Annotated in this window: 26 protein-coding genes; 10 read left to right on the top strand and 16 right to left on the bottom strand. The window is 66.6% G+C overall.

The window, feature by feature from the left end:
* Positions 1–13 precede the first annotated feature (13 nt).
* The 7 genes from ISS20_RS12185 to ISS20_RS12155 all read right to left on the bottom strand — a co-directional run bounded on the left by ISS20_RS12185 (position 14) and on the right by ISS20_RS12155 (position 5,448).
* The gene (locus tag ISS20_RS12185) at positions 14–469 is read right to left on the bottom strand and encodes a hypothetical protein (RefSeq protein WP_291436920.1); all 456 of its coding nucleotides are present in this window, start codon (positions 467–469) and stop codon (positions 14–16) included.
* A 156-nt stretch (positions 470–625) separates the two neighbouring features.
* Positions 626–1,078: a hypothetical protein gene (locus tag ISS20_RS12180; protein WP_291436919.1), complete on the bottom strand. Its 453-nt coding sequence runs from the start codon at positions 1,076–1,078 to the stop codon at positions 626–628.
* 167 nt (positions 1,079–1,245) lie between these two features.
* The gene (locus tag ISS20_RS12175) at positions 1,246–1,647 is read right to left on the bottom strand and encodes a hypothetical protein (RefSeq protein ID WP_291436918.1); all 402 of its coding nucleotides are present in this window, start codon (positions 1,645–1,647) and stop codon (positions 1,246–1,248) included.
* Complete coding sequence (locus ISS20_RS12170; protein WP_291436917.1) at positions 1,644–2,975, bottom strand: AarF/ABC1/UbiB kinase family protein; 1,332 nt, start codon at positions 2,973–2,975, stop codon at positions 1,644–1,646. Before ISS20_RS12170 ends, ISS20_RS12175 begins: the two co-directional genes overlap by 4 nt.
* Positions 2,962–3,537 carry a DUF2867 domain-containing protein gene (locus ISS20_RS12165; protein ID WP_291436916.1) on the bottom strand — a complete coding sequence of 192 codons (576 nt, stop codon included), beginning with the start codon at positions 3,535–3,537 and terminating at the stop codon, positions 2,962–2,964. The genes ISS20_RS12170 and ISS20_RS12165 overlap by 14 nt, the downstream gene beginning before the upstream one ends.
* Positions 3,534–4,427, bottom strand: a complete 894-nt coding sequence (locus tag ISS20_RS12160) for a TetR/AcrR family transcriptional regulator (protein ID WP_291436915.1) — start codon at positions 4,425–4,427, stop codon at positions 3,534–3,536. The genes ISS20_RS12165 and ISS20_RS12160 overlap by 4 nt, the downstream gene beginning before the upstream one ends.
* Before the next feature lie 289 nt (positions 4,428–4,716).
* Positions 4,717–5,448: a helix-turn-helix transcriptional regulator gene (locus ISS20_RS12155; protein ID WP_291436914.1), complete on the bottom strand. Its 732-nt coding sequence runs from the start codon at positions 5,446–5,448 to the stop codon at positions 4,717–4,719.
* A 132-nt stretch (positions 5,449–5,580) separates the two neighbouring features.
* On the opposite strand from ISS20_RS12155, the gene ISS20_RS12150 reads away from it, so the two are divergent.
* A complete protein-coding gene (locus ISS20_RS12150) occupies positions 5,581–6,468 on the top strand; it encodes a hypothetical protein (RefSeq protein WP_291436913.1) in 888 nt (295 codons plus the stop codon).
* 55 nt (positions 6,469–6,523) lie between these two features.
* A complete protein-coding gene (locus tag ISS20_RS12145; RefSeq protein WP_291436912.1) occupies positions 6,524–8,464 on the top strand; it encodes an MFS transporter in 1,941 nt (646 codons plus the stop codon).
* Between the two features lie 109 nt (positions 8,465–8,573).
* On the opposite strand, the gene ISS20_RS12140 is transcribed toward ISS20_RS12145, so the two are convergent.
* Positions 8,574–9,590, bottom strand: a complete 1,017-nt coding sequence (locus tag ISS20_RS12140) for a 1-aminocyclopropane-1-carboxylate deaminase (protein ID WP_291436923.1) — start codon at positions 9,588–9,590, stop codon at positions 8,574–8,576.
* 161 nt (positions 9,591–9,751) lie between these two features.
* On the opposite strand from ISS20_RS12140, the gene ISS20_RS12135 reads away from it, so the two are divergent.
* The gene (locus tag ISS20_RS12135; RefSeq protein WP_291436911.1) at positions 9,752–10,267 is read left to right on the top strand and encodes an Lrp/AsnC family transcriptional regulator; all 516 of its coding nucleotides are present in this window, start codon (positions 9,752–9,754) and stop codon (positions 10,265–10,267) included.
* Positions 10,268–10,289: 22 nt separating this feature from the next.
* On the opposite strand, the gene ISS20_RS12130 is transcribed toward ISS20_RS12135, so the two are convergent.
* On the bottom strand, positions 10,290–11,204 hold the full coding sequence (locus tag ISS20_RS12130) for an EamA family transporter (RefSeq protein WP_291436910.1): 915 nt from the start codon (positions 11,202–11,204) through the stop codon (positions 10,290–10,292).
* Between the two features lie 96 nt (positions 11,205–11,300).
* On the bottom strand, positions 11,301–12,494 hold the full coding sequence (locus ISS20_RS12125) for a saccharopine dehydrogenase NADP-binding domain-containing protein (protein WP_291436909.1): 1,194 nt from the start codon (positions 12,492–12,494) through the stop codon (positions 11,301–11,303).
* A 295-nt stretch (positions 12,495–12,789) separates the two neighbouring features.
* Between ISS20_RS12125 and ISS20_RS12120 the strand changes: the two genes are divergently transcribed.
* From ISS20_RS12120 to ISS20_RS12105, 4 genes are all read left to right on the top strand, one after another.
* Entirely contained in the window at positions 12,790–13,278 is a 489-nt protein-coding gene (locus ISS20_RS12120; protein WP_291436908.1) for a YiaA/YiaB family inner membrane protein, read from the top strand.
* Between the two features lie 123 nt (positions 13,279–13,401).
* The gene (locus ISS20_RS12115) at positions 13,402–13,887 is read left to right on the top strand and encodes a hypothetical protein (protein WP_291436907.1); all 486 of its coding nucleotides are present in this window, start codon (positions 13,402–13,404) and stop codon (positions 13,885–13,887) included.
* 71 nt (positions 13,888–13,958) lie between these two features.
* Positions 13,959–14,753, top strand: a complete 795-nt coding sequence (locus ISS20_RS12110) for a DUF2145 domain-containing protein (RefSeq protein WP_291436922.1) — start codon at positions 13,959–13,961, stop codon at positions 14,751–14,753.
* Positions 14,754–14,872: 119 nt separating this feature from the next.
* A complete protein-coding gene (locus ISS20_RS12105) occupies positions 14,873–15,925 on the top strand; it encodes a zinc ribbon domain-containing protein (protein WP_291436906.1) in 1,053 nt (350 codons plus the stop codon).
* Between the two features lie 33 nt (positions 15,926–15,958).
* Here the strand turns inward: ISS20_RS12105 and ISS20_RS12100 are convergent, their stop codons facing one another.
* The 4 genes from ISS20_RS12100 to tgt form a co-directional block, all read right to left on the bottom strand.
* Complete coding sequence (locus ISS20_RS12100) at positions 15,959–17,368, bottom strand: sensor domain-containing diguanylate cyclase (protein WP_291436905.1); 1,410 nt, start codon at positions 17,366–17,368, stop codon at positions 15,959–15,961.
* Positions 17,369–17,408: 40 nt separating this feature from the next.
* Positions 17,409–17,987 carry a PAS and helix-turn-helix domain-containing protein gene (locus ISS20_RS12095; protein ID WP_291436904.1) on the bottom strand — a complete coding sequence of 193 codons (579 nt, stop codon included), beginning with the start codon at positions 17,985–17,987 and terminating at the stop codon, positions 17,409–17,411.
* A 41-nt stretch (positions 17,988–18,028) separates the two neighbouring features.
* Positions 18,029–18,415 carry a hypothetical protein gene (locus ISS20_RS12090; protein ID WP_291436903.1) on the bottom strand — a complete coding sequence of 129 codons (387 nt, stop codon included), beginning with the start codon at positions 18,413–18,415 and terminating at the stop codon, positions 18,029–18,031.
* A 204-nt stretch (positions 18,416–18,619) separates the two neighbouring features.
* Complete coding sequence (gene tgt / locus ISS20_RS12085) at positions 18,620–19,792, bottom strand: tRNA guanosine(34) transglycosylase Tgt (protein WP_291436921.1); 1,173 nt, start codon at positions 19,790–19,792, stop codon at positions 18,620–18,622.
* A 119-nt stretch (positions 19,793–19,911) separates the two neighbouring features.
* Here tgt and ISS20_RS12080 point away from each other — a divergent pair, with 119 nt between their 5' ends.
* On the top strand, positions 19,912–20,391 hold the full coding sequence (locus tag ISS20_RS12080) for a universal stress protein (RefSeq protein WP_291436902.1): 480 nt from the start codon (positions 19,912–19,914) through the stop codon (positions 20,389–20,391).
* Positions 20,392–20,474: 83 nt separating this feature from the next.
* Here ISS20_RS12080 and ISS20_RS12075 read toward each other — a convergent pair whose 3' ends face one another.
* The gene (locus tag ISS20_RS12075) at positions 20,475–21,452 is read right to left on the bottom strand and encodes a tripartite tricarboxylate transporter substrate binding protein (RefSeq protein ID WP_291436901.1); all 978 of its coding nucleotides are present in this window, start codon (positions 21,450–21,452) and stop codon (positions 20,475–20,477) included.
* Between the two features lie 109 nt (positions 21,453–21,561).
* Between ISS20_RS12075 and ISS20_RS12070 the strand changes: the two genes are divergently transcribed.
* Both ISS20_RS12070 and ISS20_RS12065 read left to right on the top strand, forming a co-directional pair.
* Complete coding sequence (locus ISS20_RS12070) at positions 21,562–22,377, top strand: IclR family transcriptional regulator (RefSeq protein ID WP_291436900.1); 816 nt, start codon at positions 21,562–21,564, stop codon at positions 22,375–22,377.
* Positions 22,378–22,614: 237 nt separating this feature from the next.
* Positions 22,615–24,960 (top strand): cytochrome P450/oxidoreductase, encoded by a 2,346-nt coding sequence (locus ISS20_RS12065; RefSeq protein WP_291436899.1) that lies wholly within the window; start codon positions 22,615–22,617, stop codon positions 24,958–24,960.
* Positions 24,961–25,079: 119 nt separating this feature from the next.
* Here ISS20_RS12065 and ISS20_RS12060 read toward each other — a convergent pair whose 3' ends face one another.
* Positions 25,080–25,469, bottom strand: coding sequence for a hypothetical protein (locus ISS20_RS12060; protein ID WP_291436898.1), 390 nt, complete (start codon positions 25,467–25,469; stop codon positions 25,080–25,082).
* Between the last annotated feature and the right edge of the window lie 318 nt (positions 25,470–25,787).

The raw sequence follows: 25,787 nt of genomic DNA, 5'->3' as shown, positions 1-25,787 counted from the left end.
TGGGGCCGGTCCATCAATTGCGGCGCGGGTTGTCCGGCTGGCTGTCGCGGCGGTTGGGCACTCCGTCGCCATCGCGGTCCCGGTCGTTGCGGTTGGAGATGCCGTCACCGTCGCGGTCCCAGCCACCGCGTTGCATCTCCCACCGGCCTTCGCGTTCGATCCACTGGGGTTGGCGGTATTGGTAACCGTTGCGCGCCTGCACCCAGTGGCCGCGCACCCAGTGGTGGCGGTTGCCACGCCATTCCCAGTGGCCTTCTTCCCACACCTGGCCTCGGCGAGGGCGGGGCATTGCTTCATTGCGCGGAGGGGGCGGCGCAGGAATCACCTGGTACGTGGGCGCAGTCTGGTAAGTGCGCTCGGGTTGGCCGGACTGAATGATGACGGTACCCTGGGTGGCGGCCTGCGCAGGAGCGAAGGCCAAAAACGCCATCAGGGCGAGGGAGGCTGCAGTGAGCGGGTGGCGGGCCATGAGTGTCTCCTGTGGATGGTTCGATACGGAACCGGGTGGGACGATGGTGCACGGGTTTCCGGTGCCGCGCTGTAGGCGCGACGCCGCCCCTGGCGTAGGCGCAGGGGGGCGGTCTGGGGCGGGCCTGAGCGCCACCGTGGGCGGCTGCCCATCGGCTTAACGGCGGTACGGGTTGTCCGGGCGGTGGTCGTAGCGGTTGGGCACGCCGTCCCCGTCGCGGTCGCGGTCATGGCGGTTGGGTACGCCGTCGCCATCACGGTCCCAGCCGCCTCGCTGCATGTCCCAGCGGCCGCCGCGTTCAACCCAGCGGGGCTCTCGATAGTGGTAGCCGGGGCGGGCTTTGACCCAGTAGCCCTGCATCCACACATGGTGGTGGCCACGCCATTCCCAGTGGCCGGGAACCCATGCCATGCCGCGGCGCGGGTGGGGAACCGCTTCGTAGCGGGGAGGGGGCGGAGCCTGGTATTGCACGCGCACCGGGGCGGGTTGCTGGTAGGCGGGTGTGCCAGCCTGGATGACGACGGTGGCGTTGGTCTGCGCCTGCGCCGCGCTCGCGGCGCCCAGCGACAGCAGGGCGATGGACACAGCGGCAAGTGCTTTGCGGGCCATAAGGGTCTCCTCAGAAATGATTCCTTGCGGAACCGGAGACTTCATGGTGCACAGGCTGCGTCAAGCCGGTGTAGGCCCATTGCGAAGCTTTGTGAAGTTGTGTTGCCGACTTCGGAGGCAAACGGCCGCTGCGAGACTTTTGTCACGCCTGCAGCGTGTGAGCTGCGTCAGCGCCACCACACCAGCGCCGCAATCACCAGCAGTGCGCACCAGGCTGGGTGCCTGCCGTGGGTGGCGCAGAACACCAGCACGCCACTGGCCAGCGTGGCAATGCCCACCACATCCGCGGCCCAGGCGCCCAGGGCAGCGTCCCAAGGCGCGGTGCCCAGGCGCCAGAGCAGGGCGCTCAATGCCCAGCACAGTACCGAGGCCACATGCCAGGTGCCCCACAGGATGCGCAGGTGTGGGGTGTGCAGCACCTGCTGCGCAGCGCCCGGCTCCACGCGCCCCACCGTTTGGCGCCCCTGCGTGCGCAGGCTGCGAAACAGCAGAAGCTCTCCGAGCACCGAATGGGCCGCGCCCACCAGGGCCAGTCCGGCTGCGGCGAGGGTCAGGGCGGTGTTGGTCATGGGTGAATGGTCAGTGCCTCATGTGCCTGGGTGCGCACGCGCGCGCGCAGCTGCGTCAGCAGGTGCATCAGCCCCATCCACATGCGCTCGAACGCCGGCATTTCGCCGGGCACCTGGGCCAGGTGCCGGCCCAGCACGCGCTGGTGCTGGCTGGGGGTGATGGGCGGCGGTGTCTTGGTGCCAAAGTCAAACACGGGCTGGGTGAAAGGCTCCGTCTGCCAGGCCTGCATCTCGGCCAGTGCGGGGGCGAGTTCACTGGTGTAGGCCTGTACGGTCAGGTCGTTGCTCAAGAGCCCCAGCGCCTGGTAGGCCTGCAGCACCTGCGCGTTGCGCGCTGGGTCGGTGTCGGCGCGCAGCAGTGCCGACCACGCCTGCACCACCTGCGTCCTGAATGCGCTGGGCAGGGCGCGCGTGCAGCCAAAGTCCAGCACGCCCACCGTGCCATCGGGCGCGAACAGGAAGTTGCCCGGATGCGGGTCGGCATGCACCCGCCCCAGCACAAAGATGCAGTGCATGAACCAGTCCCACAGATGCTGCCCCGCCTGGTCGCGTTGCGCCTGCGATGGCTGTGTGCCCAGCCAGGCCTGCAGCGGCTGGCCGGGCAGAAATTGCTGCGTGAGCACCTGGGCCCGCGTGTGCGAGAGCAGGGGCTGCGCCATCACCACGCCCGGCCGGGCCGCGTGCTGGGCGAACCACTGCATCTGTTCAGCCTCCTGCAGGTAGTCCACCTCGCGCAGCAGCGTGGCCTCGATCTCGGTCATCACGCTGTCCAGCACGGCATCGGCGGGCAAAGGCATGTCGGTGTGGGCCAGCGCGCGCAGCGCGGCGCGCATCAGTTGCATGTCGCTCGCAATGGTGGCGGCAATGCCGGGGTACTGCACCTTGACAGCCACCGTGCCGTGGCCTGCCAGCTGTGCGCGGTGCACCTGGCCCAGGCTGGCGGCGGCAAACGCGGTGGGCTCGAAATGGTCGAACAGCGCCTCCGGCTCCTGCCCGAAGGCCTGGCGGAACACGCGGCCCACCAGGGCGCGGTTGAGCGGCGGGGTCTGGTGGTGGGCGCGTGCCAGTTCGCGGCGCACGCCGTCGGGCAGCAGGCCCGGGTGCATGCTGAGCAGTTGCGACACCTTGAGCGCTGACCCCCGCAGCTGCCCCAACGCGCCAAACAAAATGCGGCCCAGCGCTGCCTCGTGCTCGGTCTGCGCCTGGGCTGAGCGCTTGCGCGTGCGGTGCGAGAGCTCAGCCATTCCGATGCGCGCTGCCGCCAGCCCCGTGATGGCACTGCGAGCCAGCTTGCCGGTGCGGGGTGCGTCTGCGTCAGTTTGGGCCATGGTCTGCCAGGCGCTGAGCCGTGCCGCGCGCTATGACACGGTGGATCGGCGTGATCACCGCCATGTAGGCATGGCCGAGTGTGTTGTGGATGTGCACCACCGTGCTCAGCACCACGCGGGGCGTGGCGCCAGGGGCGGCGGGCTGTTTGCAGATGGACACCTGCACGTCCAGGTGTTTGTCGTCCTGGCCCATCACCACTTCGGTGTCGCTCAGATGCCGGATGCGGAAGATGCCGACGCGGTCGCCCACGCGGTAGCTGCGTGCGTTGCGCAGGGACCGGCCGCTGGCAGGCGGGTGGCCGTCGTCCAGCTGGCCCAGGTCTTTCAGGCCCACCAGTCGCACGGCCTTGTTGCGCGCGAACATGAGGGCGCGCGTCCACGCAGGGGTGCGGGCCGCCACGTCCAGCCACGACTGCAGGGCAGAGCGTGTGGGGTGCCGGTCGGCCACTTCGTAGGCATCAAAAAAATCTGCCCCCGGCAGTGTGGCGTGGATGGCGGTGCCGGGCGGCACTTGTGTGGCGCGCGCGGTGGTGGGCGCGGCGAGGGCTGGGGTCGCATTCATGGGGCGCTCTTTTTCTTGCGGGGCGTGGCTTTGGGCTGGGCTGCAGGTGCCTCGGTGGGGGGCGTGGAAGCGCGGGGCTTGCGTGGCGCGCGAGGGGGCTGCGAAGGTGTGGTGGCCGGGCTTGCGGCGGCGGCTGCCATGGGAGCGGGTGCCCGGGCTGTGGGGGCGCTGGCCATGGCCTGCTGGGCCATGTGCAGCATGCCCATCAGGCCGCTGCCGTGCTGCACCATGCGGGCCATCTGGCTGCGCAGCACAAAGCCACCCAGTTGCAGCACGCGGTTGACCAGCCCGCCGCGCAGCGCCTGCACCAGCACGCCCAGCGACAGGTCCACCAGCTGTGTGGTGTCGGCAAATTCGTCGGAGGTGTCGGCCAGCCAGTAGGTCACCACACCGGCCAGGTAGTCGGTGTACAGCCCGCCCGCCAGGCCCTTGAAGTCGCAGGGCTCGATCTCGCCGCTGGCCTCGGCGGCTTCCAGAAAGCTCGCCACCGCATCGCGCAGGTTTTGGCGCGCTGCCAGCGGCTCGGCCAGCATCGACAGCGGCGAGCGCCGGGCCAGGCCGCGCACCTGGGCCACGAACTCGCGGTCGGCCAGCAGGCGCTCCAGCACGGCATCGGTCAGGCGCTGCAGCTTTTCTTGCAGGCCGTAGCCCGCAAAGCCCGGCGTCTGCAGCGTGTCGGCCAGCGCCTGGTGGGTCACGTCGTCCAGGTAGCCCAGCACGATGCGGTCCTTGGTCGGAAAGTATTTGTAGATCGTGGCGTCGCCAATGCCGGCGGCCCGCGCGATGTCTTTCATCGTCGTGCCGTCAAAGCCCTGGCGGGTCATGAGATCCACCGCGCTGGCCACGATCTGGCGGCGCGTGGCGTCTTGCTGCTGGCGGGTGGTTTTCATTTGACTATTCTTAAATTGATTGAATTTGCAATTTAAAGAATAGTTATTTCTGTTTGTGGCGTCAAGCCATCTCTTGCCGGGTACAAGGAGGGTTTTTGAGGCGTTTTTAACCTCAGGCGCAGGTGTTTCATGCGCCGATAGCTATCAAAGGGATAGTGATTAGAGGCTGGTTCATGACCCTGCGGCCAGTCCCCGCACCTGTGGGGCGGCCGCTGCGCTCAACCAAGGGCAGAAGTTGGCGGGCAGCGACGGCTGCCGCTTGCAGGGGCCCGCGAAATCGGCGGGAGGCCTACCGCCGCATGCTGGCAAACGCCTCGAACTCCCAGCTGCGCATGGCCAGCAGCAGGGTGTAGCCTTCGCGCTCGCGGTCGGGCAATTTCTGGTCGGCCAGGTGCTGCTGGGCAAAGTCCTGCGCCACGCGCTGCATGCGCTCCATGAAGGCGGGCGCCAGGCTGCGGCTGATGTTGCCGTGCACCAGCAGCACGCCTTCGCCCAGTCCGTCAAAGCCGCCCGCAAAGTAGTCCAGCAGCGCATGGTCGCGGAAGTAGTTCATCACGGGCCCATGGGGGCGCCAGCGGAACGTCTTGGCCAGCTTGAGGCGGTAGCGGTTCAGCGGCCGCAGCTCGATGATGCCGATGCGGTCCAGCTGCGCCAGGTATTTGATGCCCTCGGCCTCGGTCAGGCGGTAGTAGCCGGTCACCTGCTCCAGCGTCCACTGGCTCAGCACACAAATCGCCATCAGCAGCAGCTTCTTGTCCGCCACCACGGCCTTTTCCTGCTCCTGGGTCAACTCTTTCAGCAAGGGCTGTTCGTCGGCCACGCGCCGCGCCAGGTCGGCAAAGTCCAGCGCCAGCGCGCGGCAGATGGCGTCGATGCGCGACAGCGGCATGTCGCCCTTGGCCAGCATGCGCTTGACGCTGGACTCGGCCATGCCCAGCGCCTGCGCCAGGTCGGCGTAGGTCATCTGCGCGGTCTTGAGTTCCTTTTTCAGGGCGGTGACGAGATCGGCGGTCGTGCTCATGGTGTGGGGCTCCTTGGTATCGATTATCAATACCCAAAGGCGCGTGGGTAGCCTCTTGAGCGACTTCTTGCGGGAGCTGCCGCCACCGCTCACCACACTGCGCGGCATCGTTCACTTTCTACGGTGTGTGTGATGTCTTCTTCCCCTGTGACTGTCCTTCGTTCTCGCGGCCTGCCAAAGCTGCCGCGCCTGTCGTATGCCGAAACGGGCCTGCTGCTGGGCGCGGCCGCGCTGCTGGCGCTGGCATTGTTCGGCCCGCTGCTGCCTGCCAGCGAGCACCAGCACGGGTTTGCCGACCAGCGCACGCTGTGGGGCATCCCTTGTGCGCTGGATGTGCTGAGCAACCTGGCCTTTGTGCTGGCGGGTGCATGGGGCCTGTCCGTGCTGCGCCGTGTGGCGCCGAGCGCGCTGGACGCGACATCCCGTGCGCTGGCCGCCTTGTTTTTTGGCGGGCTGCTGTGCACCGCCGCAGGCTCGGTGCTGTACCACTGGCAGCCGCAGGACGCGGGTCTGCTGTGGGACCGTCTGGGCATGGTGCTGCCCTTCGCGGGGCTGCTGGGTCTGGCGGCTGCCAGCCGGGTGAGCGCGCGGGCGGGCGTGGCCGCCGCTGGCACCGTGCTGCTGGCCGGGCCGATGGCGGTTTGGGTCTGGGTGCACACCGGCAACCTGCTGCCCTGGGCCGTGGTACAGCTGGGCGGCCTGCTGGTGGTGCTGGTGCTGGCATGCGTTCCACCCCGGGCCGATGGCCTGGCGCTGCACCTGGGCGTGGTGGTGGTGCTGTACGCCCTGGCCAAGCTGCTGGAGGCGGCAGACCACCCGGTGTTCGAGGCCACGGGCGGATGGGTGTCAGGCCACAGCCTCAAGCATGTGCTGGCGGCGGGCGCGGCCTGGCCGGTGCTGACGGCACTGGGGGCGCTGGTGGCTTTGCGCCACAGTGACGCGGCGGTGATGCCGCTGGTCATGCCGTCCGGGCAGAATGGCGCCCACGCCGTGGGTGTCGCCCGCAGATCCGGCGCATGAAGCGCAGGTCCGGAAAATTCCAACAAGCCAACCCATCGGAAACGAGGAGAAACGCATGAGCCCCGACACCGCCTCCACCAGCGTGGCCCCAGCGCCCACGCACGAGGACCCGAACCAGTTTGCCTTGCTGCGCCAGCGGCGGTTTGCGCCCTTCTTCTGGACCCAGTTCTCTGGGGCGGCCAACGACAACCTCTTCAAGTTCGCCTTCACGGTGATGGTGACCTACCAGCTCAGCGTGGACTGGCTGCCGCCGGCCATGGCGGGGCTGGTGATCGGCGCGCTGTTCATCCTGCCGTTCTTGCTGTTCTCGGCCACTTCGGGCCAGCTGACCGACAAGTACGACAAGACGAAGATGATCCGCTTCGTGAAGAACCTGGAGATCGCCATCATGCTGGTGGCTGCCGTGGGTTTCATCGCGGGCAATATTCCCATCCTGCTGCTGTGCACCTTCTTGATGGGCGTGCACTCCACGCTGTTTGGCCCGGTCAAGTTTGCCTACATGCCCCAGGTGCTCAACGAGCGTGAGCTGACGGGCGGCAACGGCATGGTCGAGATGGGCACGTTTGTGGCCATCTTGCTGGGCAATGTGGCGGGTGGACTGCTGGTGGCCATCCCCGGCATCGGCCACACCACCGTGGCCGTGGCCTGTGTGGTGGCGGCCCTGGCGGGACGCGCGGTGGCGCAGTTCATCCCCTCGGTGCCGGCCACCGACCCGGGCCTGACCATCAACTGGAATCCCTTCACCGAAACCTGGCGCAACCTCAAGCTCGCGCACGAGAACATCGTGGTGTTCCGCTCGCTGCTGGGCATCAGCTGGATGTGGTTTTTCGGCGCGGTGTTCCTGAGCCAGTTCCCCAGCCTGGCCAAGAACGTGCTGCATGGCAACGAGCAGGTGGCGTCGCTGCTGTTGGTGGTGTTCTCCATCGGCATTGGTGTGGGCTCGCTGTTGTGCGAGGTGCTCTCGCGCCGCCACGTCGAGATCGGCCTGGTGCCGCTGGGTGCCATCGGCATGAGCGTGTTCTCCATCGACCTGTACTTCGCCTCGCGCAGCCTGCCGCCGTCCGAGATCATGGGCCTCGCCGCCTTCATGGCCCAGGGCGCGCACTGGCGCGTGATGCTGGACCTGGCGCTGCTCAGCCTGTTTGCGGGCCTGTACAGCGTGCCCATGTACGCACTGATCCAGATGCGCAGCCAGCCTACGCACCGCGCGCGCATCATCGCGGCCAACAACATCCTGAACGCGCTGTTCATGATCGGCAGCTCGCTCATCGCAGGTGCGCTGCTGGGCGCAGGCTTCACGGTGCCGCAGATTTTCCTGTTCACCGGCCTGGCCAACGCCGTGGTGGCGTTCTACATCTTCATGCTGGTGCCTGAGTACCTGCTGCGTTTTGTGGCCTGGGTGTCTTCGCGGTTCGTGTACCGTTTCAAGGTGCAAGGCGACGAGAACCTGCCTTCAGCGGGCGCGGCCATCCTGGCGTGCAACCACGTGAGCTTTGTGGATGCGGTGCTGCTCATGGCGGCCAGCCCGCGTCCCATCTACTTCGTGATGGACCACCGCATCTTCCGCGTGCCCGTGCTGGGCTGGCTGTTCCGCCTGGCCAAGGCGATCCCCATCGCGCCCTACAAGGAAGACCCTAAAACCTACGAAGCCGCCTTCGATCGCGCCGCACAGGTGTTGCGCGAAGGCGATCTGCTGGCCATCTTCCCCGAAGGCGGCATCACCAAGGACGGTCAGCTGCAGGAGTTCAAGGGCGGCATCATGAAGATCATCGAGCGTGCACGCGCAGAGGGTGTCGAGGCCCCGGTGATCCCTATGGCATTGACCAATCTGTGGGGCTCGTATTTCAGCCGCATCGAGCAAGGCGGGGCCATGGTGCGGCCGTTCCGCCGAGGGTTTTACAGCCGGGTGGGGCTGAATGTGGGTCAGCCTGTCGCGTCGGCGCAAGTGCAGCCCACCGTGCTGCGTGAACAGGTGCAAAAGCTGCTGGTGGCCTGAGCGATCAGCAGCTTTCACAACAGGTTTCAGATACCTCTGTCAAATCAGCGATAGCCCGGTCAGCAGGGCCAGTCGCTCCCGCTCTTCGCGCGCAGTGGGTTGTGGATGATCAGCCGTTGCGAAAAAGAAAGCTGTAGGCGTTCAACGCCGGCACCCCTCCCAGGTGCGCGTACAGCACGCGGGAGCCTTCGGGGAACTCGCCCTTGCGCACCATGTCGATCATTCCGTGCATGGACTTGCCTTCGTACACCGGGTCGGTCAGCATGCCTTCCTGGCGCGCGCAAAGGCGAATGGCTTCGAGCGTGCCCTCGTTGGGCAGACCGTACTCCGGGCCGCCGTAGCGTGTGTCCAGCACCACGTCCTCGGCGGTGATCTCCTGGCCCAGCTCCACGAGCTTGGCGGTGTTCTGGGCAATGCGCAGCACCTGGGCATGGGTCTTCTCGGGCTTGGCCGAGGCGTCGATACCGATCACCTTGCGCGCGCGCCCATCGGCCGCAAAGCCCACCACCATGCCCGCCTGCGTGCTGCCCGTGACCGAGCACACGACGATGTAGTCGAACTGAAAGCCCAGCTCCTTCTCCTGCTGGCGCACTTCCTCGGCAAAGCCCACGAAGCCCAGGCCGCCGTAGGGGTGCTCGGAGCAGCCTGCGGGGATGGGGAAGGGCTTGCCGCCCGCCTTCTTCACATCCTCCATGGCCTGCTCCCAGCTGGGGCGGATGCCGATGTCAAAGCCCGCCGCATCCAGGCGCACGTCTGCGCCCATGATGCGGCTCATCTCGATGTTGCCTACGCGGTCGTACACGGCGTCGGAGTAGTTGACCCAGTTCTCCTGCACCAGCACGCACTTCATGCCCAGGTGCGCAGCCACTGCGGCCACCTGGCGTGTCTGGTTGGACTGGATGCCGCCGATGGACACCAGCGTGTCGTAGCCACCCGCAATCGCCTCGGGGATCAGGTATTCGAGCTTGCGGGTCTTGTTACCGCCGAAGGCCAGGCCCGAGTTGCAGTCCTCGCGCTTGGCATACAGGTGCACCTTGCCGCCGAGGTGGGCCGACAGGCGGGGCAGCGGTGTGATGGGCGAGGGGCCGAAGGTGAGCGGGTGGCGGGCGAATTTCTGCAGGTTCATGGCGGTGTTCCAGTCGATGAAGAGAAAGCGCAAGCGGGGGGCTTGCAGTGCCTTCATCGTAGAAAAACACGCGCGTCAAGTGGTTGCAAAATTTTCCAAAATTTCAGTGTTTAAGGTTGATGTATCAGAATGTGAGGGATAAATATTTCTCTAAGTGACCTATGAGCGCAACAAAAGTTCGCCCCAAGAATGCGCCGCAGGCTGATGTCTCTGCCGAACTGGACCGCACCGATAAAACCATCCTGCGCCAGCTGCAGCGTGATGCGTCGCTCTCCAACGTGGCACTGGCCGAGAAGGTGCATCTGAGCCCTCCCGCCTGCTTGCGCCGGGTGGAGCGCCTCAAGCGGCTGGGGCTCATCGACAAGGTGGTGGCGCTGCTCAACCCCCAGGCGGTGGGTGCGGGCATGCTGGTGATGATTGGCGTGGTGCTGGACCGCTCCACGCCCGAGTCGTTTGCCGAGTTTGAAAAGGCAGCCGCCAAGGTGTCGGGCTGCATGGAATGCCATGTGGTCACCGGCGAGTTCGACTACTTCATGCTGGTGCGCACGCGCGACAACGACAGCTTCAACCGCCTGCATGCGGAGCAGCTGCTCTACCTGCCGGGGGTGCGGCAGGTCCGCTCGTTCATGGTGCTGCGCAACGTGCTCTCGACCACTGAGTTGCCGCTGGCGGTGTAGCGGCCTGCGTTCGTCCGACCGTTTACTGGGCGCCGCGCAGTCGTCCCATCATGGCCGCCCAGGCAGGGCCGCCAAACACGTTGACCACCAAGCCCGCCATCAAGAGCCCGGCGCCTGCAAAGTGCACGGGCAGCAACTGCTCGCCAAACGCCACCCAGCCCGTGGTCAGGCCCACCACGGGCACCAGCAGCGTGAAGGGCGCCACGCGGTTCACGGGGTAGTGCGACATGAGGTAGGTCCACAGCCCGAAGCCCAGCAGCGTCGAAATCCACGCGATATAGGCCACGGCGGCCATCGATTGGAAGGAAAGGTGCTCGACGGCAGCCCACACCGTGGCGGGCCCATCCAGCAACAAGGACAGCGCCACAAACGGTAGCGGCGCCACCACGCTGGACCAGACGATGAAAGCAAACTGGTTCATTGGCCCATACCGCCCCACGGCACGCGTGACGATATTGCCGCAGCCCCACATGGCCGCCGCCGCCACGGTCAGCGCAAAGCCCGCCAGGGGCATGGAGGCACCATGCGCGCTGCCGATCAGTACCAGCCCGCAGCCTGCCAGCGCGAGACCTGCCACCTGGTTGCCGTGCCATTTTTCGCGCAGCCACCAGGCGGCCAGCAGCAGCGTGAAGAACGACTGCGACTGCAGCACCAGCGAGGCCAGGCCCGAGGGCATGCCGATGTGGATGGCGGAGAACAGCAGCGCAAACTGCCCCACGGCCATGGTCATGCCGTACAGCAGGTACAGCTTTAGCGGCACCTTGGGCGGCTTGACGAACAGCAGCGCCGGAAACGCCGCCAGCAGGTAGCGCAGCGCACCCAGCAGCAGTGGTGGCACGCCGGCCACGCCCACCTTGATGACGGCGAAATTGAGGCCCCAGACGACGATGACGAGGAGGGCCAGGGCAAGGTCGCGGGGGCGCAGGGTGGTGTTCATGCCCTGCATTCTCTGGGATGGAACGGGTCGGTGGCCGGACGTTTCCGGACCAGCATGGTGCGAAAACGGACCAACCCGCGGAGACGTTCCGGGGGGTTACGCCGGCTCGACCGCGAAGCTCAGCCCCGCATTCGCTTGCAGGCGTGCGATCAGTGGCTCGCCCATAGCTGGAGCCGTGGTCCAGATGCCGCCGACGGTGCCCTTTGCATCCTGCAGCAGACACACCGCAGCTTCGGTGATCATCTTGGAGGTAGAGCCATAGCCCGGGTCGCGGTCGCCCTTCACGCCTACGCGCAAGGTGTTGCCGGCGGCGTCGGTGCCCAGAAACAGCACGTCGTAAAAGCCGTTCTCGCGTTCCTCGCGCGAAGGGCCTTCACCGGGCTTGGGGCCCTTGTCTGAGCCCAGCGACTTGTCGCCAGCCACCGCGTTGGCGATGGCCTCGCCCTTTTCGCCGGCGCCAGTGATCAGCATTTCGTCGTACACAAAATCGGTGCCGTATGCGTGCTGCAGCAGGAAGTTGGAGCGGTGCACGTTGCGGGTGTTGATGGCAGCCATCACGAACGGCGCGACCCAGACGCCATCGCCACCCATCGTGCCCAAAGCCTCGTCCACCATGGGCTTGTTGCCCGAGGGCTGGCGTGGGCCTTCAAACCCGGGGGTGAGCGAGAAGGGATTTTTCAGCAGGTCCAGCACGCCGGGCTGGGTGGCGGCGGCCGCCATGGTGGCCTTGAGGCTGGCGGCGGTGCCGCCCGAGAAGGTGCCCTTCATCTTGCGTACCCGGCCGCGCACGCGGGGCGCCGGGTGGCCGAAGCGCTGGGCAAATTCCTTTTGCAGCAGGAACACGCCCAGGTCGAACGGGATCGAGTCGAACCCGCACGAGAACACGATGCGCGCGCCGCTGACCTTGGCCGCCGCTTCGTGCGCGTCGATCATCTGGCGCATCCAGGCGGGCTCGCCGCACAGGTCCACATAGTCCACACCGGCCTTCGCGCAGGCGGCCACCAGTTCGTTGCCATACAGCTGGTAAGGACCCACGGTGGTCAGCACCAGGCGCGTGGCGTCCATCAGCGCCTTCAGGCTGGCGGGGTTGCTGGTGTCGGTCACAACCAGCGGCGTGTCGGCCGGAGCGCCCAGTTCGTCGCGGATTGCTGCCAGCTTGTCGGCGTTGCGCCCGCCCATGGCCCAGCGCAGGCCGCTGCCGGCGGGGTAGCGCTGGAGCAGGTATTCGACCACCAGGCGGCCGGTGAAGCCGGTGGCGCCGTGGACGACGAGGTCAAAGGTTTTGGTCATGGTGTGGGTCTCCGTCCGTCAAATGTGCAAGTACCCGTAGCGGACAGGTGCTGCCACGCCCGGGGTGGCAGCCATTCTCTTTGGCCGCACCCGCTGCCTCTGTCGCGCAGGTGCATGGCAGGTGTGGCGTAGGGCTGGAACAACGGATTTTTGCGTCTTTTTGGGGAGAAAGTACCGCAAAACGATACCGAGTGGGCTGCTGCTGGCCACTGTTACGGTTCAATGCAGACACGCAAGTTACGTCTGGGCACCATTCGCTCCGTGTTCAACCAACGCCCCCCGGGGCACCACTGCAATGTCTTCTTCTCCGATCGTTGTTCAGCGTGACACCAAGGCCTGGCAGTTACAGGTGTGGGTCTCGTTCGGCATTGCGGTTTTTCTGTGTGCCGTGGGCCTGGCATGGCTGCCTGGTGAGCAACTGGAGCAGGCCTTCATGGTGATGGGCTATGTGTTCTGCCTCTCGGCCGCGTTTGTGTTGGCCAAGTTTGTGCGGGACAACGAAAGCGCTTCGCGCCGTGGCGGTGGTGACACCCCCCTATGGAAGCTGGTGGTGTGGGGGGGCTTTGCGGTGGCCATGGGCCTGACGGGCTGGGGCCTGCTGAGCATGGACATCAACGTGACCTACAAGGCCTTTCTGGGCGTGAGCTGGCTGTACCTGATCACCACCGCCTTCACGCTGGCCAAGATGCTGCGCGACCGCCACGAGGCCGATCTGATGGAAGCCCGCCTGCAGGGCCGCCGCGAAGCTGCCCAGGCCGCTGCCCAGAACAGCAGCGCGAACTGATCGCCCCGGGTGCGGGCAGGCGGCAACCTGCCGCCTGTCTGGATGAACCTTCTTTTTGGTCTTTCGACCCGGTCTGGCCCGCACCTGGGGTGCGTGGGCGGGCCGTATCTTGAGGAGTGAATGATGATGAATGCCAAGTTTTCTTCGTGGGGCTCTGCGGCCCGCCTGCCTCGCGCCCTGCTGGCCGCCGGGGTGGTGTGTGCGGCCCTGGTGGCTGCTGCGCCGGCCCGGGCCCAGAGCGAGGCTTCTGCCGCGCTGTCGCTCTTGCCCGTGGCCTCGGTGGTGGGCACGGCGTCGGTGGCCTCGGCGGCCGCCGGTGCGGTGGTGACGGTGCCGGCGGCGTTGTCGGTGGGCGGTGCGGTGCTGACGGTGCGGGCGGTGGAGGCCTCGGCCGTGGGCACTGTGTACCTGCTGGAGCGAGCCTCGGATGGTGCCCAGGTGAGTGTGGAGGTGGTCGGCCGTGGTGTGACGGGCTCGGCCTATGCCGTGGGCACCGTGGTCACCTGTAGCGTGATCGGCACGGGCGTGATCCTGTCGGCGGCAGGCGAGGCCATTGCCTTTGTGCCCAATGCCATCGGTCGCGCCTTGCTGCACAACGAACGTCTTTGAGGAGCGGCACGATGGTGAAAACCCTGAACCTTTGCCCTGACCCCGCGCAGCGCATCCCTGCTGTGGTGGGCATGGTGTTCCTCGCTGGGGTCGCGCTGCTGGCCGCCACGCCGGCCCACGCTGGTCGCTCGTGCGAGTCGCGCAAGCCCGTGCCCCCGCAGGTGATCGAGCGCGGCATGAAGCTGGCCGAGCAGACCTCGGTAGCGCTGGATGCCGAGTACGCCAAGTCGGGCGTGCAGGTGGTGGCGCTGGCCCGTGCGGGGCAGGACCTCTCCAAATACGGTCTGCGCTATTCGCACTTTGGCTGGGCCTACAAGACGGCCGAAGGCCCGTGGCGCGTGGCGCACAAGCTCAACGAATGTGGCACGGCGGTGGGCCACCTGTACCGCCAGGGCCTGGGTGAATTCTTTCTGGACGACCTGTGGCGCTACGAGGCCGTGTACGCCGTGCCCACGCCCGAGGTGCAGCAGCGCCTGCTGGCCGTGTTGCAGGACAAGGGCCGCACCAAGGCGCTGCAGCACCCGCCCTACAGCATGGTCAGCTACGCGTGGGGCCGCAAATACCAGCAGTCCAACCAGTGGGCGCTGGAGACCCTGGCGATGGCCATGGAGCCCGCCACCGTGCGCTCGCGCGACCAGGCGCAGGCCTGGCTGCAGTTCAAGGGTTACGAGCCCACCACGCTCAGGCTGGGCCCGCTCACGCGCATGGGCGGACGGGTGGGGTCTGCCAACATTGCGTTTGACGACCATCCGAACGAAAAACGGTTCTCGGACCGCATCGAGACCGTGACCGTCGATTCAGTCCTGGCCTGGATGCAGCGTACGCAGCTGGCAGCCGCCCCCGTGGTGCTGGCGATCAAAAATTGAATCAAAATGCCAGAAGGCGCAATCAATATATGCGCTGGCAGCTATAAAAAGAAGAGCATTTTCCGGTGCGCTGCAGGGTGCACCCAACCCCGGCGCCCGGCGCCACCGAGGAGAAGAACATGAGCAAGTCCCTGAGACTGTCCGAGAAATGGTTCCGCCGTGGCCTGTGGCTGGTGGCGCTGGTGTTTGCCAGTTTCCTCATCGGGCTGGGCGGCACCATCGTGGGCGATCTGCCCAAGGTCGAGACCCCGCTGCGGGTGGACGACTTTCTGGACAAGGCCGCAGCCGACAGGCTGCGTGCCGAGGTCAAAACGGCGCGCCAGGCCGAACAGGACGCGCAGACCGCGCTGGAGCAGGCCCAGCTGCAGCGCAGCAAGGTGCGCAGCGAGGTGCAGGCCGAGCGAGAGAGCTTCAACAACTGGCTGTCCACGCGCAGCGCCACGCAGCGGGCCGACCAGGACCCCGAGGTGATCGCTCGCACCCAGGCGCTCGACGCCCTCAAGCTGGTGGAGCGCAAGGCCCAGCAGGCGGTGGAGACGCAGCAGCAGGCCGCCCTTGATGCCCGCCAGGCGGCAGCTGCCCGGCAGGAGCGGCTCCACCAGATGGAGTCCGACGGTTACGTGAAGCTCGGGGCCGAGCGCCGCAAGGTCGAGCTGCGCGTGTTCCTGTACCGCCTGGCCCTCACGCTGCCGCTGCTGGCCGCAGCCGGCTGGCTGTTCGTCAAGAAGCGCAAGAGCACCTACTGGCCGTTCGTGTGGGGCTTCATCTTCTTTGCGCTGTTTGCCTTCTTTGTGGAGCTGGTGCCCTACCTGCCGAGCTACGGCGGTTACGTGCGCTACGTGGTGGGCATTGCCGTGACGGCTGTGGTGGGGCGCTATGCGATCCAGGCGCTCAACCGCTATCTGGAACGCCAGAAGCTGGCCGAGGCCTTGCCCGACCAGGAGCGCCGCAAGGAACTGAGCTACGACGTGGCTCTGGCCCGCCTGGCCAAGAGCGTGTGCCCCGGCTGCGAGCGGCCCGTGGACCTGAAAAACGAGAAGATCGATTTTTGTCCGCACTGCGGCATCGGCCTGTTCGACCACTGCGGCCACTGCAGCACCCGCAAGAGCGCGTTTGCACGGTTCTGCCATGCCTGTGGCACCGGGGCGGGCGTGAAACTGGCGCAGGAGTGAGGCGGGCCGCAGAGCGGCGCCGACAACGCTGACCTAGCCCACCATCACCCGGTTGCGCCCCTCGGCCTTTGCGCGGTACAGGGCCGTGTCGGCGGCCAGCAGCAGGGTGTCCATGTCGGCATCCGCACCCAGAGTGGCGCTGTGCACCAGGCCGATGCTGACGGTGGCCCGCTGGGGGCCGCCCTGCGTCGCATCCAGCGCCTGCCGTTCCACGGCGCTGCGCACCCGCTCGGCAATGGCTTGGGCCTCGGTGGGGGACACGCCGGGCAGCACGGCGGCAAACTCTTCGCCCCCCATGCGACCCAGCACGTCGTCGGCGCGCAGCGCGCGCGCCATGGTCTGCGCAATGCTGACCAGCAGCCGGTCTCCCGCGCCGTGTCCGTGCTGGTCGTTGACCTGCTTGAAGTGGTCCACGTCCACCATCATCACCGCCAGCCCGGTGGATTCACGCTGGTAGCGCTCCAGCAGGCGATCGCCCTGTTTGAGCAGCGCACGGCGGGCCAGCACGCCCGTCAGGTCGTCATGGCGCACGGCATGGTGCAGGCGCCGCAGGGCCTCGGCGCGCGCCGCGCTGGCACAGGCCACGGCCAGGGGCCCCAGGGCCAGCAGCGTGACGCCCACGCGCAGCGAGAACACATCGCCCGCATGGGCCGGTGTGAAATTGAGCACACCCGTAGCCACACCAGCCATGGTCCACAGGCACACCACCAGCGACAGCAGGCTGGAGGTGAAGGCGCTGTAGCTCAACGCACACCACAGCAACCCGGGCACGACAAAAGCCAGCATGCCGGGCCCGCCGATGAGCGTGCGGATGCCCTCGGCCAGCACCAGCGAACTGACGGGTGCGACGCGCCAGAACAGGGGGGTGTCCGGGGTGTGCGAGGGCGGGTCTGCCGCGCGCGGAGCGGCCAGCACCACGGGCACGATGAGCATGTAGTTCATCAGCTCGGTGCTGAACCACAGGGACAGCAGGTCCGTCCACGGGGAGTCGAAATACACCGGTGCCGCGCCGCAGCCTGCCAGCGCACCCACTGCGCTGGCAACCAGCGCTGCCAGCAGCAGGTACAGCGCCGCCACCGTGCGCTGCAGCCGCAGGATGGGCTCGTCCAGCCCCCGCAGCACCAGCCAGCCGGCGGTGGCGCCCAGCAGGTTGGCGGCGTTGAGCCACAGGGCCATGCCCCAGGCGCTGCCGGTCACCAGGTCGGCCGCCACATAGCCCACTGCAGCCGCCACCCAGGCGGGCGGCCGCGCCAGATGGGGGTAGCGCACCAGCAGCCCCAGCAGCAGCGCATTGGCAGGCCAGAACGCAGACAAAAAGCCGATGGGCCGCGCAAAGATGCCCACCAGGCAGGCGGTAAAGATCAGCAGCGCCAGGGCCGCCCAGGCCATGGGTGGGGGCACGGTCCGGGTGGTGGCAAAAAGGCGGGGCAGGGTGGGCGGCATGTAGGCGGCGGGGGCGTGCGGACCCCGATTGTCCCCGGTGTCAGGGCATGCCCAGCAGCAGGGCCACCAGCTCGCCCGTACTGGTGGCGCCCAGCTTGCGCATGATCCGCCCCCGGTGTGCTTCCACCGTGCGGTGGCTGATGTGGAGGTGGCGTGCAATCTGCTTGCTGGTGGCACCGGTGACGATGTGCTGGGCCACCTCGCGCTCGCGCACCGTCAGCGGCGTGCTCACCACGCGGCGGTGCGAGATGTCTTCAAACATCCACACCGCGCGCGCAAACGGGTTGGCACGGTCCAGCGCGCGGCCCACCACATGGCACCAGAACAGCGTGCCGTCGCGGCGGCGCATGACGCGCTCGTCGCTGTAGCTGCCGGTGTCCATCATGGCGGGCAGGCCCAGGTTGCCGGTGTGGGTGAACTCGTCCAGCGACGGATACAGAGGCGCCAGCGGTTGGTCCAGCAGTTCGGCCTGCTCGTAGCCAAACATGCGGGCAAAGGCGTCGTTGCAGATCTCGATGCGGCGCTCGCGCGTCACGCACATGCCCACGGGGGCGAGGTTGAAGGCCAGTTCCAGCGCTTCATTCAGGGGGGCAGATGATGCGGTCGGGACGGTGGTCATGGGGCGGATTTTGCTGCAGTCCACCGGGGCGGCCCGGGCGATCAGCGCTTGCGCCACCGCTTTTTCCACTGTCGCTGGATCACCCGGGCCACGCGCCAGGCCCACGACGCGCGGGCGCGCTCCAGCACGGTGTGCTTGAGCCGCATCCAGTGCGTGTGGGTCCAGGCAAACCAGCGCAGTCGCATGAGCGCGGGCTGCGTGAGGGTGAACAGCCGCGCCACCACCGCCGTGCCCACCACCTTGGCCAGCAGGATCACCAGCATGCCCAGCACCACATGCCCGCGCCCGATCGCCCACAGCGCCAGCAACTTGATGGGCAGCAGCAGCGCCGTGGGCAGCGCAAAGAGCGCCACGGCCGCCCAGGGTGGCAGGGCGCGCACCCAGCCTTCGATCCAGCGCAGCCCCGGCCAGCGGCCGATGCGCGCCAACAGGCGCTGCAGTGGCTCCCAGCCCCATTCCTCGAACAGGATCAGCAGCGCCAGCAGGCCGCTGCCCAGGCCTGTGAGGGCCCGCAGGGGCCAGTGCAGCAGGTGACGCAGGAGTTTTGGAATGGTTTGGGCCCGATGCGCTAGTGAATCATGCCTGAGGTGCTATACAAAACATAGCGTTTTGGCGGGCGGGGAATGTGTGGCTCACACGCCGCGTGCGCGGTCGGACTTGAACTGCGCGCGGAACTGGGCAAAGGTGCCCGCCTCCAGCGACTCGCGCACCTCGCGCATCAGGTTCAGGTAGTAGTGCAGGTTGTGCACGGTGGTCAGCATGGGGCCCAGCATCTCGCCGCAGCGGTCCAGGTGGTGCAGGTAGGCGCGGCTGAAGCCCTCGCGCCCGCCGTCGTCCCACGACACGCCCGAGCTGCCCGCGCAGGCGTAGCAGGTGCAGCTGGTGTCCATCGGCCGGTGGTCAGCCTTGTGGCGTGCGTTGCGGATTTTGAGGTCGCCAAAGCGCGTGAACATCGTGCCGTTGCGCGCGTTGCGGGTGGGCATCACGCAGTCGAACATGTCCACGCCATCGGCCACGCCCTGCACCAGGTCTTCGGGCGTGCCCACGCCCATCAGGTAGCGGGGCTTGTGTGCGGGCAGGCGGTGGGGCGTGTGGGCCATGATGTCCAGCATCTCGTCCTTGGGTTCGCCCACGCTCACGCCGCCCACGGCGTAGCCGGGAAAGTCCATCTCGACCAGGCGCTCCAGAGACTCCTGGCGCAGGTTCTTGAACATGCCGCCCTGCACGATGCCGAAGAGTGCGTTGGGGTTGTTCAGGCGGTGGAACTCGTCCTGGCTGCGTTGGGCCCAGCGCAGGCTCATCTCCATGGATTTGCGCGCCTCAGCCTCGGTGGTGAGGTGGCCCTTGGTCTCGTACGGCGTGCACTCGTCAAGCTGCATCACGATGTCAGAGTTGAGCGTGGTCTGGATCTGCATGCTCACTTCAGGCGACATGAAGAGCTTGTCGCCGTTGACGGGGCTGGCAAAGGTCACGCCTTCTTCGGTGATCTTGCGCATGGCGCCCAGGCTCCAGACCTGGAAACCGCCTGAATCGGTAAGGATGGGCTTGTCCCACTTTTCAAAGCCGTGCAGGCCGCCAAAGCTCTGCATCACATCGAGCCCCGGGCGCATCCACAGGTGGAAGGTGTTGCCCAAGATGATCTGCGCGCCCATGTCGTGCAGGCTGCGCGGCATCACGCCCTTGACGGTGCCATAGGTGCCCACAGGCATGAAGATGGGGGTTTGCACCACGCCGTGGTTGAGCGTGAGCTGGCCACGGCGTGCGTGGCTGGTGGGGTCGGTTTTGAGGAGGTCGAACTGCAGCATGATGGGGCGCATTGTCCCAGACAGGATCACAAGGGTCGCCCTGGCATGGCGCAAGGGCTTGTGCTGGCGCTGGCTGATGGCGTCGCTACACTGGTCTTCACTCACTCAAGGAGAACCCCATGCTCAAGATTCTCATCGCCGTGGACGGCTCCGAACTCTCCCTGGATGGCGTGCACCATGCACTGTCCCTGGTGCGCCAGGGGCTCAAGGCCTCGATCGTGCTGGCCAACGTGCAGGAGCCTGCCACGTTGTACGAGCTGGTGACCACCCGCGACCCTGACCTGATCGCCGCCGCCAGCCTGGAGGCGGGCGAACATTTGATGGCCTCGGCCCGGGCGCTGCTCGATGCGGCAGGGGTGGCCTACGAAACCGATGTGGGCGTGGGCGATGTGGCCCACACCCTTGTGGACATGATCGAACGACTGGGCTGCCACATGGTCATCATTGGCGCCAAGGGGCAGGGCGCGATCACCAGTGCGCTGCTCGGGTCCGTATCGCAGGAGCTGGCACATGCCAGCCCGGTGCCGGTGACCATCGTCAAGCATCCCGATGTGGTGGAGGCCGTCGATGGCGACGCGGCAGAACCGTCGGCGGCCTGATCACGGCTGACCACCTTCATGCCCTCGAACAAAAGCCACCCGTAAAGGTGGCTTTGCAGGGTGGGGCGGTGTGGGACGGTGGGTCAGTCCAACGAGATCTTTTGCTCGCGGATCAGTTTGTGCCAGCGTTGCACTTCGCTGCGGATCAGGTCCGCATATTGCTGCGGCGTGCTGCCCACGGGCTCAATGCCGAAGTCGATCAGCTTTTGGCGGATGGCGGGCGTCTGAATGGCGGTGGCGACCTGTTTTTGCAGGGCACCCACCACCTCCGCAGACGTGCCTGCGGGGGCCACGATGCCGACCTGCGCCGATGCTTCAACCCCTTTGATGCCCAGTTCGGCAAACGTGGGGACATCGGGCAACTGGGACAGGCGCGTGGCGTTGGCGACGGCCAGCGGGCGGATCTTGCCACCCTTGATGAAACCGGCGCCTGCAGCCAGGTCCACCATCATGGCGGCGACCTGGCCGCCAGCCAGGTCGGTCAGTGCCGGTGCAGCGCCTCGGTACGGAATGTGGACCATGTGCAGCCCGGCGTTGACCTTGATCAGTTCCATGGCCAGGTGGTGCGGACTGCCCGCGCCCGCCGAGCCGTAGCTGACCTTGCCTGGCGAGGCCTTGGCCTTGGCAATGAAGTCCTTGGCGTCACGGATGTCCGAGTTCGGACCCACCACCAGGATCATGGGGAAGCGGCCCATGAGGGTCACGGGCACCAGGTCCTTGTCGGGGTTGTACGAGAGCTTGCTGTAGAGCGCCGTGTTGAACACCATGGTACCGTTGTCGGCCGACAGGATGGTGTAGCCGTCGGCGGCCGAACGGGCAACGTCAGCAGCGGCAATGGCCGTGTTGGCGCCAGGCTTGTTGTCCACGGTCACGGTCTGTCCGGTCTGGGTGGACAGTTGCATGCCGATCGTGCGACCCAGGAAGTCCGAGCCACCGCCTGCAGGATAGGGCACCACCCAACGGATCGGTTTGGCCGGGTAGTTCTGGGCGAAAGCCACGGTGGGGCCTGTGAGTACGGCAAGTGCCGCAAGCAGAGCCGTGGCATGACGTCGATTCAGCATGGTGTCTCCTGAGATAGATCAAACAATATATATTTCGCAATGATATTACGCAATGCGTAATGATCCCGACGTAGATACCCTACTTTTGCCGCCGCCCATGGCCGTCCCCATGCCACACACCGCCCCCGACACACCTGCCGACATCCTCACCAAACGGCGCCAACGCGTGCAGTCGGCGGAAACCGGCATGACCATCCTGAAGGCGCTCGCGCGGTTGGGGGGCGCGGCAAGCCTGACGGCCATCGCTGCCGAGTCGGAGGAGAGTGCGGCCAAGGTGCACCGTTACCTGTCCAGCCTGACATCCGAAGGGCTGGTGGCCCAGCATCCCGCCACCCAGCATTACCACCTGGGCCCCGAGGCTGTGCGCATCGGTCTGGCGGCATTGCGGCAATGCGACCCGGTGCGCATGGGCGAGGCGGCCCTGCTGCGCATGCGCGAGTCCCTGCAGGTGACTTGCTTCATTGCCGTCATGGGCAATATGGGGCCGACGGTCATGCGCATGGAAGAGCCTTCGCTCCCGGTCACGGTCAACATCCGGCCCGGTTCGGTGCTGCCGCTGGTGTGGTCTGCGAGCGGGCAGGCATTTCTGGCGTTTTCTGAAGACGCGGAGCTGCGCGCCAAGGCGCATGCGGAATTCGCGGCGGCGACGGCCGAGCAGCGCTCCTTCATTGGGGGGGCTGACCCCGTGGGCACGCTGTGCCGACAGGTGCGTGCACAGGGCGGCGCCATCGTGCGCGACACCCTGCTGGCGGGCATCAGCGCGATCGCAGCGCCCATCTACGATGCGCGGGGCCATGTCGCTGCCGTACTGACTGCGCTGGGGGCCAGCAATGGCTTCGATACGCGGCCGGAGGGCAAGGTCTGCACCATGGTCATTCACGAGGCCCAGGCCATCAGCACCGCCATGGGCTACGCGGACGCCTGAGGATGCGCGGCCGCGCGTCGCGGCGCTGATGCAGCCGTGCTGCCCACCCTGTCCGCCCCGCACATGCGTTCGCTCGACTCCGCAGGCACATGCCCGGAACAAGTCTGCTTGCGTCTGCGCCCATCGGCCCCAGCCTAGGCCCTTGGCGCCTGCTTGCTCAGCGACCAGGGTTTTTCAGCGGATGGTTGTGAATTTACGCATTGCGTAATAGCATTGCGCAAATTTCGTTGCCACGCCATGAACATCCCTGCTGCTACATCCATGGGGCGCTGCCCTGTCCCTTCCGTTGGTGCTGGCGCCGCCGCTGCGCCCCATGGCTGTCCGGTGAGCGCTCGCGCGGCGGCGTTCAACCCCTTCGACCCGGCCTATATGCAGGATCCGGGCGACTATCTGCGCTGGGCGCGCGAGGAGGAGCCCGTGTTCTTCAGCCCCCAGCTGGGTTATTGGGTGGTGACGCGCTACGAGGATGTGAAGGCCGTCTTCCGCGACAACCTGCTGTTCTCGCCCTCGGTGGCGCTTGAGAAGATCACGCCGGCGTCGCCGCAGGTGCTGCAGATCCTGCAGGGATACGGATTCGCCATGAATCGCACCATGGTCAATGAGGACGAGCCTGACCACATGGAGCGCCGCCGCCTCCTGACGGACGCGTTCCTGCCCGAGCGCCTGGTCACGCTGGAGCCCATGGTGCGCAGCCTGGCGCGCAAGACGATGGACCGCTTCATCGACAAGGGCCGAGCCGACCTGGTGGCCGAAATGTTCTATGAGATCCCGCTGAACATCGCGCTCAAGTTCCTGGGTGTGCCGGACGAGGGCGCCGAGCAGCTGCGCCAGTTTGCGGTGGCGCACACGCTCAACACCTGGGGCCGGCCAACGCCCGAAGAGCAGCTGGCGATCGCCCACAATGTGGGGCGTTTCTGGCAGACGGCGCAGGGCATCCTGGACACCATGCGCGCGAATCCCGACGGTGAGGGCTGGATGTACGAAACCATCCGCCAGCACCTGCGCCATCCCGACGTGGTGCCAGAGTCCTACCTTCGCTCGATGATGATGGCGATCCTGGCGGCGGCGCATGAGACCACCTCCAATGCCACGGCCAATGCGTTCCACACGCTGCTCACGCACCGCAACGCCTGGGAAGACATCTGTACCAACCCCGCGCTCATTCCCAACGCCGTGGAGGAATGCTTGCGCGTGGCGGGCTCCATCATTGCCTGGCGGCGGGTGGCCACGGCGGACGCCGTGGTGGGTGGGGTGCAAATCCCGCAGGGCGGCAAGATCCTGATGGTGCAGGCCTCGGCCAATTTTGATCCCCGCCATTTCGAGAACCCGGACGAGGTCGATGTGTTCCGCGAAAGCGCGGTCGAGCATCTCACCTTCGGCTACGGCGCCCACCAGTGCATGGGCAAGAACATCGGCCGACTGCAGATGCGTGTGTTCCTGGAGGAGTTTGTGCGCCGCCTGCCGCACATGCGCCTGGTGGCTGGGCAGAAGGTGGACTACCTGTCCAACACCTCATTCCGTGGTCCCTCGGCCTTGTGGGTGGAATGGGAGCCAGCGCAGAACCCCGAGCGCAGACAAGGTTCGCAAGGGTTGTCTGCGCCGCCTTCTTTCTACATTGGCCCTCCCGCCAAGGACTCCATCACCCGCACCCTGGTGCTGCATGACAAGCAGCCCGAGGGTGAGGGCCTGTGGCGCCTGGTGTTCGCCGACCCGCAGGGCCGTGCGCTGCCGGCGTGGTCTGCGGGAGCACATGTGGATGTGGTGGCTGGCGGCTTCCGGCGCAAATACTCGCTGTGCGGATCTGCCGAGGATCGCAGCCACCTGCAGGTCGTGGTACAGCGCGAGGAGCGGGGGCGCGGTGGCTCGCTGCACTTTTGCGATGTGCTGCAGCCGGGCGACAGCGTGCAGCTGGCTGGTCCCAAGAACCTGTTCCGGCTGGACGAAAGCGCCGAGCGCTATCTTCTGATTGCGGCGGGCATCGGGATCACGCCCATGCTCGCCATGGCCGACCGGCTGCAGCGCCTGGGCAAACCCTACACGTTGCACTACGCGGGCCGCTCTCGGGCCCAGATGGCACTGCTGGCACGGCTGGAGCGCGACCATGGCGACCACCTGCGGCTGTACGTCAAGGACCAGGGGCAGCGCATGGACCTGCACGCCCTGTTGGCCTCGGTCGGTATGCAGGACCGGGTGTATGCCTGTGGCCCCGATCGCTTGATCGACGAGCTGGAGGCGCTGGGTGCCCACTGGCCGGCGGGCGTGCTGCACTATGAACACTTCAGCGGCGAAGGCTCTGGCCTGCAACCCGAAAAGGAGCACAGTTTTGTGGCCGAGTTGCAGGACTCCCAGGTCCGGGTGACCGTGCCCCGCGACCGAACCTTGTTGCAGGCGTTGCAGGCAGCCGGGTTTGACGTGCCCTGTGACTGCGGCGAAGGGCTCTGTGGCACCTGTGAGGTCGCAGTGGTGGAGGGGGAGATTGACCACCGCGACAAGGTGCTGAGCAAGAGTGAGCGGGCCACCCACCGGCGCATGCTGGCCTGCTGCTCGCGTGCGGTGGGCGACAAGATCGTGCTGGCGCTCTGATGACTGGCCGATAGCGACCCTGCAGCGTCGCCACACGCGGGGCTGAATACCGCCCCCATCAAGCAAAACCCCCTGCAGCGGCAACGCTGCAGGGGGTTTTTCATCTAGCGGGGAGGTCTTCAGGCCGCCTTGCGGAATGGCTCGGCTGTAGGCCGCTGCAGCTTGCCATGGGGCAGGGTCGCCAGCCGCGAGAACATGCGGCGCACATAACCGCGTACCCACAGGCATTTGTTGAGTTCGTCCACGGGCAGTGGTCCCGACACCACCACGATGTCGTTGGCCACGTCCTGTGCGCCGGCAGCGCGCAGGCGGCGGCGCGTGTTGTTGGCCCAGGACTGGATGCGCGTGGGGCTGCCGTGCTGGTGCACCTCGCCCGTGTGCACATCGAACGCAATGGCCACCGTGTCGGTCTTGAGCTTGAAGCGGCGTTCACCCGTGACGGCGCTGGGCGCCTCGCGCATGTCATACAGGTAATAGCTGCCTGCCTTGAGCTGGTATTGCATGTCCATGGGTGTGTTCCTCTTTGTCGGCATTGTCGAGGGGCACGCGGCAGGCAATGGCAGGTAAAACGGTGGGAAAGGGGCTCTTTTTGAACGCCTCTCACAGCGGGCCACGCCGGTTTCTGTGCGCGTGCCATTGTGGCCGCGCGTCGGCGTCATCCGGAGAAACTTGAGGAAGATGTCGTAACGAGTTGTGAGCTTCCCCGCCCGGCCTTGGGTTGCAGTTGGCCGGTGCTTCGCCCTTGGCGTATGCAATGGGCGCGGCCCAAGCCAGAGCCACCGCGCAAGGGCCGCCCCGCCGCGCTGGTGGCGTCCCCCTTCCCGACT

It is taken from the genome of Acidovorax sp. (genome assembly GCF_016783915.1).
GTDB lineage: Bacteria > Pseudomonadota > Gammaproteobacteria > Burkholderiales > Burkholderiaceae_C > Acidovorax.
The sequence above is the reverse complement of the archived record's forward strand: the minus strand, read 5'-3'. Positions and strand labels throughout refer to the sequence as shown.